This is a genomic window from Bacillus cabrialesii, assembly GCF_004124315.2.
Classification (GTDB): domain Bacteria; phylum Bacillota; class Bacilli; order Bacillales; family Bacillaceae; genus Bacillus; species Bacillus cabrialesii.
In genome coordinates this window covers 3,122,080-3,137,096 of the sequence record NZ_CP096889.1, presented here as the reverse complement: position 1 = coordinate 3,137,096, position 15,017 = coordinate 3,122,080, and the positions used below count along the sequence as shown (strand labels likewise).

Below are 15,017 nucleotides of genomic sequence, written 5' to 3'. Positions count from 1 at the left end.
GACAGGAATGTTCGGTGCTTTTTTATGCTATCGCATTTCAGGATTTGCTGCCTCTTCACGTGATCTTTCCTCGTTTGGCTTAAACAGCAGACCGAGGTTGATTAAGCCGGCGATACCGACAAGACCGTAAATGATGCGGGAAAGGGCTGACCCTTGGCCGCCGAAGATGGCCGCTACTAAGTCAAATTGGAAAAATCCGATCAGTCCCCAGTTAATAGCGCCAATGATCGTTAATACAAGACAAATTCTTTGAATGGTACTCATGTTTTGCAACCTCCTCCATGAATTATTAAAACAGTTATAGATTGTGACATATTGGAGAATCTATACATGCATTCTCCATATTGAGGGAAACTGGCCTGCCCTCGCCTATATCAGCTTTTTTCCCAGCATCTTTCCGTATGAAACCGTTCGATATGCTGGCCGGTGAGAGCTGATTGCTTTACATGTAGTGAAGACATTCTGCATAATAAAAAATCTAAGGAGGAGATGTCATGCAAAACTTTACATACTGGAATCCGACCAAATTAATTTTCGGGCGCGGTGAAGTGGAAAGACTGCCGGAGGAACTCAAACCTTACGGAAAAAACGTATTGCTCGTCTACGGAGGCGGAAGCATTAAGCGCAGCGGCTTGTATGATCAAGTGATTGAACAGCTGAATAAAGCCGAAGTGACCGTGCATGAATTAGCTGGGGTAGAACCGAATCCGCGTGTGTCGACTGTTAATAAAGGTGTTGCCATCTGCAAAGAACACAACATTGATTTCTTGCTGGCTGTCGGAGGGGGAAGTGTAATCGACTGTACAAAAGCGATTGCCGCGGGAGCGAAGTATGATGGTGATGCGTGGGATATCGTCACGAAAAAACATCAGCCGAAGGATGCCTTGCCATTCGGTACTGTACTGACTCTCGCTGCGACGGGTTCTGAAATGAACTCAGGATCGGTTATTACAAACTGGGAAACAAAAGAAAAATACGGCTGGGGCAGCCCGCTCGTATTCCCTAAATTCTCAATTCTTGATCCGGTGAATACGTTCACCGTTCCTAAAAATCACACGATCTACGGTATGGTTGACATGATGAGCCACGTATTCGAACAATACTTCCATCATGTATCAAACACGCCGTATCAGGACCGTATGTGTGAATCACTTCTGCGTACAGTCATTGAAACAGCGCCTAAGCTGATCAATGATCTCGAAAATTACGAATTGCGTGAGACGATCCTGTACACAGGAACAATCGCATTAAACGGCATGCTGTCTATGGGTGCAAGAGGGGATTGGGCAACTCATAATATTGAACATGCAGTATCAGCCGTTTATGATATTCCGCATGCCGGCGGATTGGCGATTTTGTTCCCTAACTGGATGAGACACACGCTGTCTGAAAATCCTGCCCGTATGAAACAGCTTGCAGTTCGTGTGTTTGATGTTGAAGAAGCAGGTAAAACTGATGAGGAAATCGCACTTGAAGGCATCGATAAGCTGTCTGCATTCTGGTCAAGCCTTGGCGCTCCAAACCGTCTTGCTGATTACGATATTAATGACGAGCAGCTTGACACAATTGCTGACAAGGCAATGGCGAACGGGACATTCGGCCAGTTTAAATCACTCAACAAAGAAGATGTGCTTGCCATTTTAAAAGCATCACTATAAAAAAGGGGAAATAGCCGTTTGGCTGCTTCCCTTTTTCTTTTTGTCAACTTATGTTACAATGGAAAACCTGTTTTTTTAAAGCATCATTTGGAGGTAGTTACCATGGAGAATTTTACTTATTATAATCCGACGAAGCTGATCTTCGGAAAAGGCCAGCTTGAACAATTAAGAAAAGAATTAAAACAATACGGCAAGAATGTGCTGCTCGTCTACGGAGGCGGAAGCATTAAACGCAACGGCCTCTACGATCAAGTCACAGGCCTTCTAAAAGAAGAAGAGGCTGTTGTTCATGAGTTGTCAGGTGTAGAGCCGAACCCGCGTCTAGCGACTGTTGAAAAAGGCATTGCTCTATGCAGAGAACATGACATTGATTTTCTGCTCGCTGTCGGAGGCGGAAGCGTTATTGACTGCACAAAAGCGATTGCTGCCGGTGTCAAATATGACGGCGACGCTTGGGATATTTTCAGCAAAAAAGTAACAGCAAAGGATGCGCTGCCGTTCGGCACTGTTTTAACTCTTGCTGCGACAGGCTCTGAAATGAACCCGGATTCCGTGATTACAAACTGGGAAACAAACGAGAAATATGTATGGGGCAGCAATGTGACTCATCCGCGTTTCTCTATTTTAGATCCGGAAAATACATTCACCGTTCCAGAAAATCAAACAGTATACGGCATGGTTGACATGATGAGCCACGTATTCGAACAATACTTCCACAATGTTGAAAATACGCCGCTTCAGGATAGAATGTGCTTTGCTGTTTTGCAGACGGTCATCGAAACAGCTCCTAAGCTTCTTGAAGATCTGGAAAACTACGAGCTTCGTGAAACGATTTTGTATGCTGGTACAATCGCTTTAAACGGCACGCTGCAAATGGGCTACTTTGGTGACTGGGCTTCTCATACAATGGAACACGCCGTTTCAGCTGTGTATGATATTCCGCATGCGGGCGGTTTGGCGATACTGTTCCCGAACTGGATGAGATATACACTTGATACAAATGTAGGCCGCTTCAAAAACCTCATGCTCAACATGTTTGACATCGATACTGAAGGCAAAACAGATAAAGAAATCGCGCTTGAGGGCATCGACAAGCTGTCTGCGTTCTGGACAAGCCTCGGCGCGCCTTCCCGCCTTGCTGATTACGATATCGGAGAAGAAAAGCTTGAGCTGATTGCTGATATCGCAGCCAAAGAAATGGAACACGGCGGCTTCGGAAACTTCCAAAAACTGAACAAAGATGACGTGCTTGCCATCCTTCGCGCGTCTCTATAATCTTTTAGGGCGGAATCAAGTCATTCCGCCCTTTCTTCTTCACTTGATTTCACAGATAAGTTCATATAAAGTGAAAGATGAAAACATTATACCGTTATGGAGGGACAAGCAATGACGCATGTACGCTTTGACTACTCAAAAGCGTTGACTTTCTTCAACGAACATGAACTTACATATCTGCGGGACTTTGTAAAAACAGCACACCATAATATTCATGAAAAAACAGGCGCTGGCAGCGATTTTCTAGGCTGGGTTGACCTCCCTGAACATTATGATAAAGAAGAATTTGCACGCATCAAAAAAAGCGCGGAAAAAATCAAATCTGACTCTGATGTATTGCTTGTTGTCGGCATCGGCGGCTCTTACCTCGGCGCGCGGGCTGCAATTGAAGCGCTTAATCACGCGTTTTATAATACATTGCCAAAAGCAAAACGCGGCAATCCGCAAGTCATTTTCATCGGAAACAACATCAGTTCATCTTATATGAGGGATGTCATGGATCTTCTTGAAGATGTTGACTTCTCTATTAATGTGATTTCTAAATCAGGTACAACAACTGAACCTGCAATCGCTTTCCGTATTTTCCGCAAGCTTCTTGAAGAGAAATACGGCAAGGAAGAAGCGAAAGCGCGTATCTACGCAACAACTGATAAAGAGCGCGGCGCGTTAAAAACGCTTTCTAACGAAGAAGGATTCGAATCATTTGTTATTCCTGATGATGTCGGCGGCCGTTATTCTGTATTAACAGCTGTAGGCCTTTTGCCGATTGCTGTCAGCGGCGTCAACATTGACGACATGATGAAAGGCGCGTTTGATGCGAGCAAAGATTTTGCAACATCTGAATTGGAAGAAAACCCTGCATACCAATATGCAGTTGTTCGCAATGTGCTTTATAATAAGGGCAAAACAATCGAAATGCTCATCAACTACGAGCCGGCGCTTCAATATTTTGCAGAATGGTGGAAGCAGCTGTTCGGAGAAAGTGAAGGGAAAGATGAGAAGGGCATTTATCCATCTTCAGCCAACTATTCAACAGACCTTCATTCATTAGGACAGTACGTACAAGAAGGCCGCAGAGATTTATTCGAAACGGTGCTGAACGTAGAGAAGCCGAAACATGAACTGACAATCGAAGAAGCGGATAACGATCTTGACGGCTTGAACTATTTAGCCGGAAAAACGATTGATTTCGTTAACAAGAAAGCGTTCCAAGGCACGATGCTCGCCCATACAGACGGAAATGTGCCGAACTTAATCGTCAACATTCCTGAGCTGAATGCATATACTTTTGGATACCTTGTATATTTCTTCGAAAAAGCCTGCGCGATGAGCGGTTATCTCCTTGGCGTCAATCCATTTGACCAGCCTGGAGTAGAGGCGTATAAAGTCAATATGTTTGCGTTGCTCGGCAAACCTGGCTTTGAAGAGAAAAAAGCAGAGCTTGAAAAACGTCTGGAAGATTAATGTGAGAAAGCTGACTGGCATGTGCCGGTCGGCTTTTTATAAAATCAGAGAGGTGTTGATGGTTCATGAAACAATTGGTTAAACATCTCATCATCGCCGGTTTTTCTGCAGTTGTTCTAAGTATCCTTATCTCCTTCGATGCAGTGTACACAGAGTTTTCCTCAAGCTTTGGCGGCACGCTGTCACACTTTTTCATCCACGCCTTTCTTCTCATTGGTTTGCCGCTTGCGCTTTTTACCGATGCGGTGCACCGGATGATGCATTTAAAACGATCTCATACTCTTTTCACTAAATTAGGACTCTATGCCGCAGTTGTTTATCTTTCATGGGAATCTGCTGCAGGACTTGCAGCGGCAATGGCTGTTTACTTTTTAATTGAATGCGCTTTCTTTCCTATTAGCCGCACGAAAGAAACAATGATTTCCATGTAGTTCGCCTCTGAATGAAGTCTTGTTCGGCAGGATAGGATAAGTGAAAAAAGGGGCATTTTGATGATTTCAATACCTTCTGCGATAGATGGGCAGTCTTTTCTGTTTCAGGAACTGGAACAAGTGATGAAGCCGCTCGGTTATGTGATAAACGGCGGCTGGGAATACGATCATGGTTACTTTGATTATAAAATTGATGATAGAGACGGCTATTTGTTTTTAAGGATTCCCGTCAATGCGGTACAGGGCAGTCTCGATGAACGCGGGGCGGCTGTCCGGATTGGAACACCGTTTATGCTGAGGCAGGTGTTTCAGACGGATCTTGATGATCATGCCGAGGGAGGGCCGTTCCAATCATTGTTTAATCAATTTTCCGAACCGGAAAGGCGGGACGCGGAAATTGATCCGGCATATTTGGATATCGGCGCCTCTCTTGTGAAAGAATTGGAGGATGTTCTGCTGCATTAGATGGCAAGGAATTGGTCTGTTTCGAGCATCTTGTATGTATGAGGAGGGGAAATCATCGGCCCCTCCTCTTTTTGTACGCCTATAATTGTTGTGTTGTGATCTAGGAAATAGAGAACGCACGTTTTGTATGCCGCTCCCTTTAGTTCGTCAGGAACAGCAAGAAGCTTCACATGCTCGTCAAGTGTCAGCTTGATTCCGTTCTGCTGTTTAGACGGCCGTAACTGGACTTGATAATGGTGCAGCATCGCCCGGCTGATAAATTCTGAAGTTCCGATGATGTGATTAGCGCCTGCCCGCTCCGCATTGGTGACAAACCGGTCAGTCAAAATTTCAGCGATGCAGTAAGCAAGGGGGTTAAGCCCTTTAACTGATAAAAGAATCAGCACTGACAGCATATCAGCTTCAGCTTCACTTTTATACTGATCGGCTGTAATCATCACTGATTCCGCTTCAGCAATATTGGCCCGTTTCAATGTCTCATCATCGGCAGCGTGACCTCGTATGAAATGGACGTTTTCGATAAGCGGGCCTTCTTTTAAAGATTCATCGATCAGCACAACCGTCTTGGAAGGGGCCGCAAGCTGCAGCTCCTTCAGCAGGCGGTTTGTTTTTTCATTCCATCCGATTATAATGATGTGGCCCCGCCCTTTATAAGCAACTTTTCCTTCGATGTAACGGTGCTGCCTGCTGAACGCGGCTGCTGATAATGTGGCGAAATATGCGGTGACAAAGCTTGCTCCGCTCAAAATCAGCAGAATCCCGGCAGCCTGTCCCAGCGGCGTGTGCGGAACATAATCTCCATAGCCGACTGTCGAAACCGTAACGACAGCCCACCAAATGCCTTCAAATACCGAAGTGAACTGTTTGGGTTCAAGTATATAAATGATTTGGCCGAACAAAAGAATCAAAAATAAAATAATAACCCCGATTCGGATAAATAACGGCCACCTGAGCCATGAAATAAATATCCGATTTGATTTCATTCTTTTTCTCCTTCTTCAGATAATGAGATGGATAAAATCTGTTTAATGATTGTATTTAATTTCTCATTCAGTTTTTCCTGGCCGTACATATCCCGGGCCTGCTTCATTAAATCGGCTGTATCATCATCGAGCTGGATAAGCGGCTCATCGATTTCCGATTCATTATAAAGCTGAATAAACGCGTCCAGCCCTTCATTCATTCGGTCAATTGCCGTGCTCAGCTGTTCCTTTTCCTCACTCGTCACTTTCATGGCTTCCATCACACCCGTGCTTTTTTTAACAGTATGTCCCACTTCGGGTGATGTTTTTCAAAAAATGAACAAAACATATAAAAACGGATTTCTCCATAAACTAAAACAAAAAGGATGAAAAAAGATGACGATCATTCAAAGAACGGTCGTGGTTTTGATCGGAACGCAGCTGGCGGCATCCGCGGTCATATTGTTTATTTTCGATTTGAATTCATATAATCACTTTTCCGGCAGCTTCTCATGGCTTCACTTTCTGAAAGAACTGGCCGGAAGCTTCGCCTTTTATTTGTTTTCGGCAGGACTGCTCTTTCTGCTGATTGGAATGTGTGCTCCGAGCCGGAAGAAGAAGCGCATTTCTGTACAAGGGAAAGAAAACTCATTAAAATGATCGTAATAAAGAAATGATCATGGAAAAAGGATGATGAAAAATGCTGTTTATATTTTTAACAATAGCCGCATTGGGATTGTCGTTTTGGGCACAATTTAAAGTAAAGAGCAACTTTGAAAAATATTCAAAAGTGGAAGCCTCAAGCGGACGTACAGGGGCAGAAACAGCAAGAAGGATTTTAGATATAAACGGTCTTTACGACGTGCCGGTCGAACCGGTAAGAGGCACTTTAACAGACCATTACGACCCGACAAGACGGGTGGTGCGTTTATCTGAGCCGGTCTATTACGGCCGCTCGATTTCCGCCATATCCGTAGCTTCCCATGAAGTTGGACATGCCTTGCAGCATCAGGAGTCATATGGTGCGCTTGTGCTGAGACATAAAATCTTCCCAGTCGTGAATTTTGCATCCGGTGTAGCTCCTTTGCTTTTCTTAGGAGGCATGCTTCTCGGCAGCCTGAATTTGATCGGGCTCGGCATCATCCTGTTTTCAGCCGCTGTCTTTTTTCAGCTGATTACACTGCCTGTCGAATTCAATGCAAGTTCACGAGCGAAGCAGATTATTGTGTCAGAAGGATTCATCCGAAACAATGAAGAGAATGGGGTAAATAAAGTGCTGAGCGCCGCTGCTTTAACGTATGTGGCCGCCGCTCTGGTTTCCCTGTTTGAGCTTCTTCGCTTTGTGATGATCTTCTTAAACGGTCGTAATGAGAATTAACGTTAAGGAGGTGGCCCCTTACCATTTATGGTAAGGGCTTTTTTTGCTTATTTTACAATTGATCGCCATTTTTGTTTTGATTGGCATTACGGCTGTTTTCGTTGCAGCGGAATTTGCGATCGTCAAAATCAGAGGTTCAAAAATTAATCAGCTCATCGAAAGCGGTGACAGCCGGGCGCTTGCGGCACATAAAATCATCTCCAATCTTGACGAGTATTTATCAGCCTGCCAGCTCGGGATTACGATTACAGCCCTCGGCCTTGGGTGGCTTGGTGAACCGACATTTGAACGCATTCTTCATCCCTTATTTACAATGGCAGGCATTCCACAGCCGTTTAACCACATTGTCACATTTGTAGTTGCATTTATCATCGTCACTTTTTTGCATGTGGTGATGGGGGAGCTTGCCCCAAAGACGGTTTCCATTCAAAAGGCTGAAGCTGTCAGTTTATGGATTGCAAAGCCGCTGATCTGGTTTTATAAAATCACGTATCCGTTTATTAAAGCATTGAACGGCTCTGCAAGTTTTCTTGTCAAATTGTTTGGCTTTCATTCAGTGAAGGAGCATGAGGTTGTCATCAGCGAGGAGGAACTGAGGCTGATCCTTTCCGAAAGCTATGAAAAGGGAGAAATCAATCAGTCTGAATTCCGCTATGTGAATAAGATTTTTGAATTCGACAACCGGGTAGCGAGAGAGATTATGATTCCGCGGACAGAAATTGCAGTCATCTCTCTGGAGCAGTCGCTTGAAGAGGCGATTCATCACATCATTAATGAGCGATATACACGCTACCCGGTCATTAAAGAAGACAAGGATCATATTTTAGGGATTATCAACAGCAAAGATATGTTTAAAGCTTATTTTCTCGGACAGCAGATCAAGCTGAAGCAGATTATGAGGCCCGTCATCAGGGTCATCGAAAGCATACCTGTTCAGCAGCTTTTGATCCGCATGCAGAAGGAGCGGATTCATATGGCCATTCTCGTTGATGAATATGGGGGAACGGCGGGTCTTGTCACTGTCGAGGATATTATCGAGGAAATCGTCGGGGAAATCCGCGATGAATATGATCAGGATGAAACGCCGCACATTTTGAAAAAAGGCGAGCACCATTATGTGATGGATGGAAAAGCGCTCATAGACGAAGTGAACGATCTGCTCGATATTGCGATTGAAAATGAAGAAATCGATACGATTGCAGGCTGGCTGCTGACGCAAAAAATGGAGCTGGAAACAGGAGATGTGATACACGCGGAGGGCTGTGAATTTAAAATCCTCGACGCCGAAGATCATCACATCCGTTTTGTAGAAATAAAAAAGACCGACTTTTTATAAAAAAGCAGCCGAAGATTGAGCGGCTGTTTTTTTATGATGATTGACGGCTTTCTGAAAAAGCAATGCTGTAAAGCCTTTTTTCTACATAAGATATATAGACCGCACACTTAGGAGGGATAGGCTGTATGAAAAAGGCTTGGTGGAAGGAAGCGGTTGTTTATCAAATTTACCCCCGCAGTTTTAAAGATTCAAATGGCGACGGAATTGGCGATATTCAAGGGATCAGATCCAAGCTTCACTACATAAAAGAGCTGGGCGCTGATGTCATCTGGATATGCCCGCTGTATGATTCGCCTAATGCTGATAACGGCTATGATATCAGGGATTACAAAAACATATTAAGCGATTTTGGCACAATGGCGGATTTTGATCAGCTGCTTGATGACATACATGAACTGGACATGAAGCTGATTATGGATCTTGTCGTGAACCATACAAGTGACGAGCATCCATGGTTTATTGAATCGCGTTCATCCATACACTCCGAAAAACGCGACTGGTATATTTGGAAGGACGGCAAAAACGGAAAAGCGCCGAACAATTGGGAAAGTATTTTCGGCGGGCCGGCATGGCAGTATGACCAAAAGACAAGCCAGTATTATCTGCACCTTTTTGATCAAAAACAGCCGGATTTGAATTGGGAAAATGAAAAAGTGAGAAATGCCGTTTATGACATGATTAATTGGTGGCTTGATAAAGGAATTGACGGCTTTCGAGTGGATGCCATTACGCATATTAAGAAAAAAGAAGGGCTTCCTGATATGCCGAATCCAAAAGGACTGGACTGCGTACCTTCCTTTCCTTATCATATGAATGCTAAAGGCATAATGGATTTGCTAAGAGAGCTGAAAGAAAACACTTTTTCCCGCTATCCGATCATGACAGTCGGAGAGGCAAACGGGGTCGCTGCGAAGGAAGCGGCTGATTGGACTGGAGAAAAAAACGGCATCTTCAATATGATTTTTCAGTTTGAGCATCTCGGCTTGTGGGATGTAGAGATCAATGAATGCATTGACATCGTTTCCTTCAAACGAATTTTAACCGATTGGCAGGACAGTCTTGAAGGGATCGGCTGGAACGCTTTGTTTATGGAGAATCACGACCAGCCCCGTTCAGTTTCTGTATGGGGAGACGATGGAGTGTACCTGAAAGAAAGTGCAAAAGCGCTTGCTTCTGTCTATTTTCTCATGAAAGGCACACCGTTTATCTATCAGGGACAGGAACTCGGCATGACAAACGTAGCTTTTCCGTCTATTAAGGACTATGATGACGTCGCCATGAAACGTATGTATGAAACAGAAACGGCGAAAGGCGCATCACACGAAGACGTGATGAAGATTGTCTGGAAAAAGGGAAGAGACAATTCACGAACGCCGATGCAATGGAATGCTGACCCGCACGCCGGATTTTCTGAGGCCAAACCGTGGATCGGAATCAATGAGAATTACAAATGGCTGAATGCCGAGGCACAAAAAAACGACCAAACATCCGTATACCACTTTTACAAAAGCTTGATCAAACTCCGCCAAACATACGATGTTTTTATCAACGGGACATACGAGCTCATTTTACCGGAGGATCAGCAAATCTTTGCCTATCTTCGGAAAAACGAGAGCCATACCGCACTGATTGCGGTTAATCTGACAGGAACACCGGCCTTATTCAAGCACGCCGGGCTGCCTTTGTCATCAGACGGACTCGTATTGGCAAATGTGGAAACAGAGCAGCACAGACACATGACATCAGTACTGTTAAAGCCGTATGAAGCAAGAATATATGTATGGCGATAAACTCCAGCCAGAGACTGGAGTTTTTTGCTTTTATCAGGTTTATATGAGCGGTTTAACAGGAAAAAAAGAACACAGAACGAATTAGCAAATAAAGCGGACAAATGAAAGGAGAAATAAATGCTGAAAACTTTGCAAATCACAACAAATAAACGAGATGAAATGATTGAGATCACCCGCGAGGTGGAAACGTTTCTTCAAGAAACAGGCGTGGCGAGCGGCGCTGCGCTGATTTACTGTCCGCATACGACAGCGGGCATTACAATTAATGAAAATGCCGATCCAGACGTCAAAAAAGATATGCTCAGAAGGTTTGATGAGGTGTATCCGTGGGAACACAAGCTGGACCGCCATATGGAGGGCAATACGGCAGCGCACATGAAATCGAGTACGGTCGGGGCTTCACAGCATGTCATTATTGAAAACGGCCGGCTCATTCTTGGAACGTGGCAGGGTATTTATTTCTGCGAATTTGACGGCCCTCGCACTCGGACATGCTATATCAAAATCATGGGGGAATAGGAGGGGGGTAATGACGGAATAGACGTACTGCAAGGGAGCGAAGCGGGCGGCCGCCGCGGGTCTTTTCTGCCGGTCAGCGGGGAATCCGCACTTGCCCTCATGTCGCTCATTTCCAAAGCGGCGTCCAAGCTGCCCCTTGTCTCGGAGCCCAGAGCGTACAGGTCGGGACGCCATTTCTCATGTGGGAGGAATGCGCAGTTTCAGAAGCGTACAGACGCGAACTAAAAAAAGCGCGGGGAACAGACACGCGCCTTACCTCATGGTTTTCAGGAAAGCCTGCACGGGGGTATCGTCAATCAATGGATGAAAGAGCAGCAGGCTGAGGAGGAAAACGCGCTTCCTTATCCATTGCGAAACACATTTACAAAGCCGATGAGAAAACACGCAGCCGGTGAAAAAGATCCGGATACATGTCTCTATGCTGAAACGGGCATTGATGTAACGACGCTGTTAGCTGAGCTTTTCCGTACGTAACTTGATAAACAGAGGTGACAGATGATGAACATTCTTCAATATTCGTATAAAAAAAGAGGGAAAATTGAGTTTGTATTTGAAGGCTGGCCTCACTCAAAAGTTACAATGGCTCCTATCAAAGGCTACTATTTTGTCCGCTTTATCAAATGGAGCAGCCAAGATCCTATCGTGACAAGAAATGACCTTGAAAAAATGGAGTGGGTTGCGAACCAGTATTTCGGCACAGCCCCTTTTTATCGAAAACGCAAAGCGTTTGAAGCCCCATCGTCCCGGACATAGGCGATGGGGCTTTTTAGCGGACGATGCGGTGAAGAGCCGGAACATCCAGTCTGGTCGCCTGAGGCAGAAGGTAGGCTTGCTGTAAGGCTCCTTTTCTTCTAAAAGAATTCAGCTTATCGATAATTTGCTGTCCGCTTAAGATTCCTAGGCCATGGGCAAAATATTTATCCTCACCCAGTAAAATCACATTTTCGCCTCTCCACTGCGCTTTTTGCGGATCAAATTCAGGATTTTTAAAATACAAACAATCTCCGAGGAAATAGTGATGTCCTGTTTCCGTAAATATCGGCAATTTCTCATAATGCCAATCATATAAAATAATGTTGTCAAAGCTGGCATCAAATTTTTCTTCCCCGATTGTATCGATCAAGGCCAAATAATAAATGACAACAATTGCGGTCGCGCATTCAAACGCGTAAAACGGGCCGTTTTCTGCAATGTCCCGAATCGCTTTTGAAGGCGGCATTCTATATTTCAGCTCCAAGGCGCCTTCCGGTGAAACCCTCCAATACGCTGTATTCCCGTACGTTTTTAAAAAAGTGGCAAACTTCGCTCCGCTTTTGTACAGTGTTTTTGCCGCTGCAACAATATTCATCCGCAGTTTAAGCTCAAACATCAGTTCAGCAATGGAATGATAATCAAACTGAACAGGCGCTTCAATCATTTCTTTTAACAGCGGATTCAAATTTTTTTCAATCTGCCAGTTTTCAATATCTTGGGGACGGAGCCATTGTCCGGATATAATAATCATCTTTAGCCCCCCTTGTTTTTTATAAGATATGCAAAGGGCTTGGGCAATGAAAGCTAAAAAGACAGAACACGGCCGAAAAAGAACTTCTTCCTTCTTTTATTTTAAAACTTTTTTAAGCAGCCGATATATACTGTATCAAACCTGAAGGAGTAACTGGACATGAAGACTTTTATCAACTGGCTGAAGAAACCGTCTATCTCAAGGAAATTAATCGTCTCATTTATTGCGATTCTCATTATCCCTATTCTTATATTGGAGTTTAGTTCTTACCTAAGCGCCAGCGGAAAGCTGGATCAGGAAATTATGGGGAATGCGAAAAACAGTGTCGATACATTTAATACAACCGTTACAAATGATCTGGGAGCAAAAGCGAAAGCGGTCACTTTTTTCAGTGAATCTCTTAAAAGCTCCGCGTTCAAAGGAAAGTCTAATCAAGAAGAGCTCAAGGCTAAGTTTTCACAATATGTTTCGATCAATCAAGGAGTAGCCAGAATTTATGGAGGCTCAGAAAACGGCACCTATGTACAAGCGCCCAAGGAACAATTGCCGGATGGATACGATCCGAGACAGCGCCCTTGGTATCAAGATGCGATGAAGGCCGGCGGTGAAATTGTAGTGACAGATCCTTACGTGGCAGCGAGTGACGGAAGCATGGTCATTACCATTGCCCAGGAGCTGAAGGACGGATCCGGCGTTGTCGCCATGGATATCACCATTGATAAATTGTTAGAACAGATGAAGCAAATCAAGGTCGGAAAAGAAGGCTATGTTTTCATTGCGACGAAAAACAAAACCTATGTCGCCCACCAGGACCATAAGGCTGGAGAAAAGCTCTCAGGAGACTGGGTAGCCAAAATGTATGCCAATGACAGCGGCGAACTCCAGTATACTTTGGATAACGAAGATAAAAAGATGACATATACAACAAATGAACTGACTGGGTGGAAAATAGCCGGCACGATGTATATGAGTGAAATCAAGGATGCCTCGAAGTCTGTATTGTTAACAGGCATGATCGTGCTGATCGCATCCATTGTGGCAGGCGGGTTTTTAATTCTGTTTATCGTCCGTTCCATTACAAAACCGTTAAAACGTCTCGTTCAATCATCGAAAACAATCAGCAGCGGGGATCTGACAGAAACGATCGAGATCCGTTCAAAGGATGAGCTTGGAGAGCTTGGAGAAAGCTTCAATGAAATGGGACAATCTCTCCGCTCACTGATCAGCGCTATTCAGGACTCGGTGAACAATGTGGCCGCATCGTCCGAACAGCTTACCGCTTCTGCGGGACAGACTAGTAAAGCCACCGAGCATATCACGCTGGCGATTGAGCAGTTCTCAAACGGAAACGAAGAGCAAAGCGAAAAGGTTGAATCCAGCTCTCATCAGCTGAATTTAATGAATGAAGGACTCCAGCAAGTCTCACAAACATCATCAGATATTACAAAGGCATCTATCCAATCAACGGAAATCGCCGGAACGGGTGAAAAGTTTGTACAGCAGACAGTCGGACAAATGAACTCGATTAACCAGTCGGTTCAGCAGGCTGAAGCGGTAGTTAAAGGATTAGAGGGAAAATCAAAAGACATCACAAGCATTTTGAGAGTCATCAATGGCATCGCTGACCAAACAAACCTGCTGGCATTAAACGCAGCCATTGAAGCGGCGCGTGCCGGAGAATCAGGCCGCGGCTTCTCTGTCGTAGCTGAGGAAGTGCGCAAACTGGCTGTTCAATCTGCTAATTCAGCAAAAGAAATCGAAAAGCTGATTCAAGAAATCGTAGCGGAAATTGAAACCTCTCTGCACATGTTTAAAGAGGTTAATCAGGAGGTACAGTCCGGACTTGTTGTCACAGACAATACAAAAGAAAGCTTCCAGAGCATTTTCAGCATGACAAACGAAATCGCGGGCAAGTTGCAGACGATGAATTCCACCGTCGAACAGCTGTCAGACCGTTCGCAGCATGTTTCAGCAGCAGTCAGCGGCATTGCCGATGTCTCGAAAGAAAGCTCAGCAAGCATCCAAGACATTGCAGCATCAGCTGAGGAGCAGCTTGCCTCTATGGAAGAAATCAGTTCATCATCGACCACTCTTGCGCAGATGGCAGAAGAGCTCCGAGATCTGACAAAACAATTTAAAATCGAATAAAAGCAGAAAAACAGCGCCTATCAAAGCGCTGTTTTTTTATACCGGAAATAATAACAAAGTCCCGGCTTATTCGGTGAGTTTAGAACT

16 protein-coding genes and 1 pseudogene are annotated in these 15,017 nt (G+C 44.6%); 13 read left to right on the top strand and 4 right to left on the bottom strand.

Features of this window, described 5'->3' with window-relative positions; genetic code table 11:
• Positions 1-27: 27 nt before the first annotated feature.
• A complete protein-coding gene (locus EFK13_RS16095) occupies positions 28-264 on the bottom strand; it encodes a DUF378 domain-containing protein (protein ID WP_003220771.1) in 237 nt (78 codons plus the stop codon).
• Positions 265-494: 230 nt separating this feature from the next.
• On the opposite strand from EFK13_RS16095, the gene EFK13_RS16090 reads away from it, so the two are divergent.
• From EFK13_RS16090 to EFK13_RS16070, 5 genes are all read left to right on the top strand, one after another.
• Positions 495-1,658: an iron-containing alcohol dehydrogenase gene (locus EFK13_RS16090; protein WP_129507745.1), complete on the top strand. Its 1,164-nt coding sequence runs from the start codon at positions 495-497 to the stop codon at positions 1,656-1,658.
• A 102-nt stretch (positions 1,659-1,760) separates the two neighbouring features.
• Positions 1,761-2,933, top strand: coding sequence for an iron-containing alcohol dehydrogenase (locus EFK13_RS16085; protein WP_129507746.1), 1,173 nt, complete (start codon positions 1,761-1,763; stop codon positions 2,931-2,933).
• 111 nt (positions 2,934-3,044) lie between these two features.
• A complete protein-coding gene (locus EFK13_RS16080; RefSeq protein ID WP_129507747.1) occupies positions 3,045-4,397 on the top strand; it encodes a glucose-6-phosphate isomerase in 1,353 nt (450 codons plus the stop codon).
• Positions 4,398-4,462: 65 nt separating this feature from the next.
• Entirely contained in the window at positions 4,463-4,828 is a 366-nt protein-coding gene (locus EFK13_RS16075; protein ID WP_129507748.1) for a hypothetical protein, read from the top strand.
• Between the two features lie 60 nt (positions 4,829-4,888).
• Complete coding sequence (locus EFK13_RS16070) at positions 4,889-5,293, top strand: YugN-like family protein (RefSeq protein ID WP_129507749.1); 405 nt, start codon at positions 4,889-4,891, stop codon at positions 5,291-5,293.
• On the opposite strand, the gene EFK13_RS16065 is transcribed toward EFK13_RS16070, so the two are convergent.
• Positions 5,290-6,276 carry a potassium channel family protein gene (locus EFK13_RS16065; RefSeq protein ID WP_129507750.1) on the bottom strand — a complete coding sequence of 329 codons (987 nt, stop codon included), beginning with the start codon at positions 6,274-6,276 and terminating at the stop codon, positions 5,290-5,292. The two genes, EFK13_RS16070 and EFK13_RS16065, sit on opposite strands and share 4 nt — an antisense overlap.
• The gene (locus EFK13_RS16060; RefSeq protein WP_080474835.1) at positions 6,273-6,527 is read right to left on the bottom strand and encodes a protein mistic; all 255 of its coding nucleotides are present in this window, start codon (positions 6,525-6,527) and stop codon (positions 6,273-6,275) included. Before EFK13_RS16060 ends, EFK13_RS16065 begins: the two co-directional genes overlap by 4 nt.
• A gap of 124 nt (positions 6,528-6,651) precedes the next feature.
• On the opposite strand from EFK13_RS16060, the gene EFK13_RS16055 reads away from it, so the two are divergent.
• The 7 genes and pseudogenes from EFK13_RS16055 (at position 6,652) to EFK13_RS16020 (ending at position 12,031) form a co-directional block, all read left to right on the top strand.
• Entirely contained in the window at positions 6,652-6,915 is a 264-nt protein-coding gene (locus EFK13_RS16055; RefSeq protein WP_129507751.1) for a YuzI family membrane protein, read from the top strand.
• 40 nt (positions 6,916-6,955) lie between these two features.
• On the top strand, positions 6,956-7,633 hold the full coding sequence (locus EFK13_RS16050; protein ID WP_003242198.1) for a zinc metallopeptidase: 678 nt from the start codon (positions 6,956-6,958) through the stop codon (positions 7,631-7,633).
• 43 nt (positions 7,634-7,676) lie between these two features.
• On the top strand, positions 7,677-8,969 hold the full coding sequence (locus EFK13_RS16045) for a hemolysin family protein (RefSeq protein ID WP_129507752.1): 1,293 nt from the start codon (positions 7,677-7,679) through the stop codon (positions 8,967-8,969).
• 125 nt (positions 8,970-9,094) lie between these two features.
• Complete coding sequence (locus tag EFK13_RS16040) at positions 9,095-10,759, top strand: glycoside hydrolase family 13 protein (protein WP_129507753.1); 1,665 nt, start codon at positions 9,095-9,097, stop codon at positions 10,757-10,759.
• A gap of 117 nt (positions 10,760-10,876) precedes the next feature.
• Positions 10,877-11,278, top strand: coding sequence for a secondary thiamine-phosphate synthase enzyme YjbQ (locus tag EFK13_RS16035; RefSeq protein ID WP_129507754.1), 402 nt, complete (start codon positions 10,877-10,879; stop codon positions 11,276-11,278).
• Positions 11,279-11,752, top strand: a pseudogene (locus EFK13_RS21285) (nitronate monooxygenase); the annotation flags it as partial. It lies immediately after the preceding gene.
• A 24-nt stretch (positions 11,753-11,776) separates the two neighbouring features.
• Positions 11,777-12,031: a hypothetical protein gene (locus EFK13_RS16020; protein ID WP_129507803.1), complete on the top strand. Its 255-nt coding sequence runs from the start codon at positions 11,777-11,779 to the stop codon at positions 12,029-12,031.
• A 13-nt stretch (positions 12,032-12,044) separates the two neighbouring features.
• On the opposite strand, the gene EFK13_RS16015 is transcribed toward EFK13_RS16020, so the two are convergent.
• Positions 12,045-12,782 (bottom strand): protein-glutamine gamma-glutamyltransferase, encoded by a 738-nt coding sequence (locus EFK13_RS16015; protein WP_129507755.1) that lies wholly within the window; start codon positions 12,780-12,782, stop codon positions 12,045-12,047.
• A 159-nt stretch (positions 12,783-12,941) separates the two neighbouring features.
• Here EFK13_RS16015 and mcpB point away from each other — a divergent pair, with 159 nt between their 5' ends.
• The gene (mcpB, locus tag EFK13_RS16010; protein ID WP_129507756.1) at positions 12,942-14,930 is read left to right on the top strand and encodes a methyl-accepting chemotaxis protein McpB; all 1,989 of its coding nucleotides are present in this window, start codon (positions 12,942-12,944) and stop codon (positions 14,928-14,930) included.
• Positions 14,931-15,017 lie beyond the last annotated feature (87 nt).

Bases quoted from the DNA above. Each gene is read 5' to 3' on its own strand.
- EFK13_RS16095 (WP_003220771.1), bottom strand. From the start codon at position 264: ATGAGTACCATTCAAAGAATTTGTCTTGTATTAACGATCATTGGCGCT.
- EFK13_RS16090 (WP_129507745.1), top strand. From the start codon at position 495: ATGCAAAACTTTACATACTGGAATCCGACCAAATTAATTTTCGGGCGC.
- EFK13_RS16085 (WP_129507746.1), top strand. From the start codon at position 1,761: ATGGAGAATTTTACTTATTATAATCCGACGAAGCTGATCTTCGGAAAA.
- EFK13_RS16080 (WP_129507747.1), top strand. From the start codon at position 3,045: ATGACGCATGTACGCTTTGACTACTCAAAAGCGTTGACTTTCTTCAAC.
- EFK13_RS16075 (WP_129507748.1), top strand. From the start codon at position 4,463: ATGAAACAATTGGTTAAACATCTCATCATCGCCGGTTTTTCTGCAGTT.
- EFK13_RS16070 (WP_129507749.1), top strand. From the start codon at position 4,889: ATGATTTCAATACCTTCTGCGATAGATGGGCAGTCTTTTCTGTTTCAG.
- EFK13_RS16065 (WP_129507750.1), bottom strand. From the start codon at position 6,276: ATGAAATCAAATCGGATATTTATTTCATGGCTCAGGTGGCCGTTATTT.
- EFK13_RS16060 (WP_080474835.1), bottom strand. From the start codon at position 6,527: ATGAAAGTGACGAGTGAGGAAAAGGAACAGCTGAGCACGGCAATTGAC.
- EFK13_RS16055 (WP_129507751.1), top strand. From the start codon at position 6,652: ATGACGATCATTCAAAGAACGGTCGTGGTTTTGATCGGAACGCAGCTG.
- EFK13_RS16050 (WP_003242198.1), top strand. From the start codon at position 6,956: ATGCTGTTTATATTTTTAACAATAGCCGCATTGGGATTGTCGTTTTGG.
- EFK13_RS16040 (WP_129507753.1), top strand. From the start codon at position 9,095: ATGAAAAAGGCTTGGTGGAAGGAAGCGGTTGTTTATCAAATTTACCCC.
- EFK13_RS16035 (WP_129507754.1), top strand. From the start codon at position 10,877: ATGCTGAAAACTTTGCAAATCACAACAAATAAACGAGATGAAATGATT.
- EFK13_RS16020 (WP_129507803.1), top strand. From the start codon at position 11,777: ATGAACATTCTTCAATATTCGTATAAAAAAAGAGGGAAAATTGAGTTT.
- EFK13_RS16015 (WP_129507755.1), bottom strand. From the start codon at position 12,782: ATGATTATTATATCCGGACAATGGCTCCGTCCCCAAGATATTGAAAAC.
- mcpB (WP_129507756.1), top strand. From the start codon at position 12,942: ATGAAGACTTTTATCAACTGGCTGAAGAAACCGTCTATCTCAAGGAAA.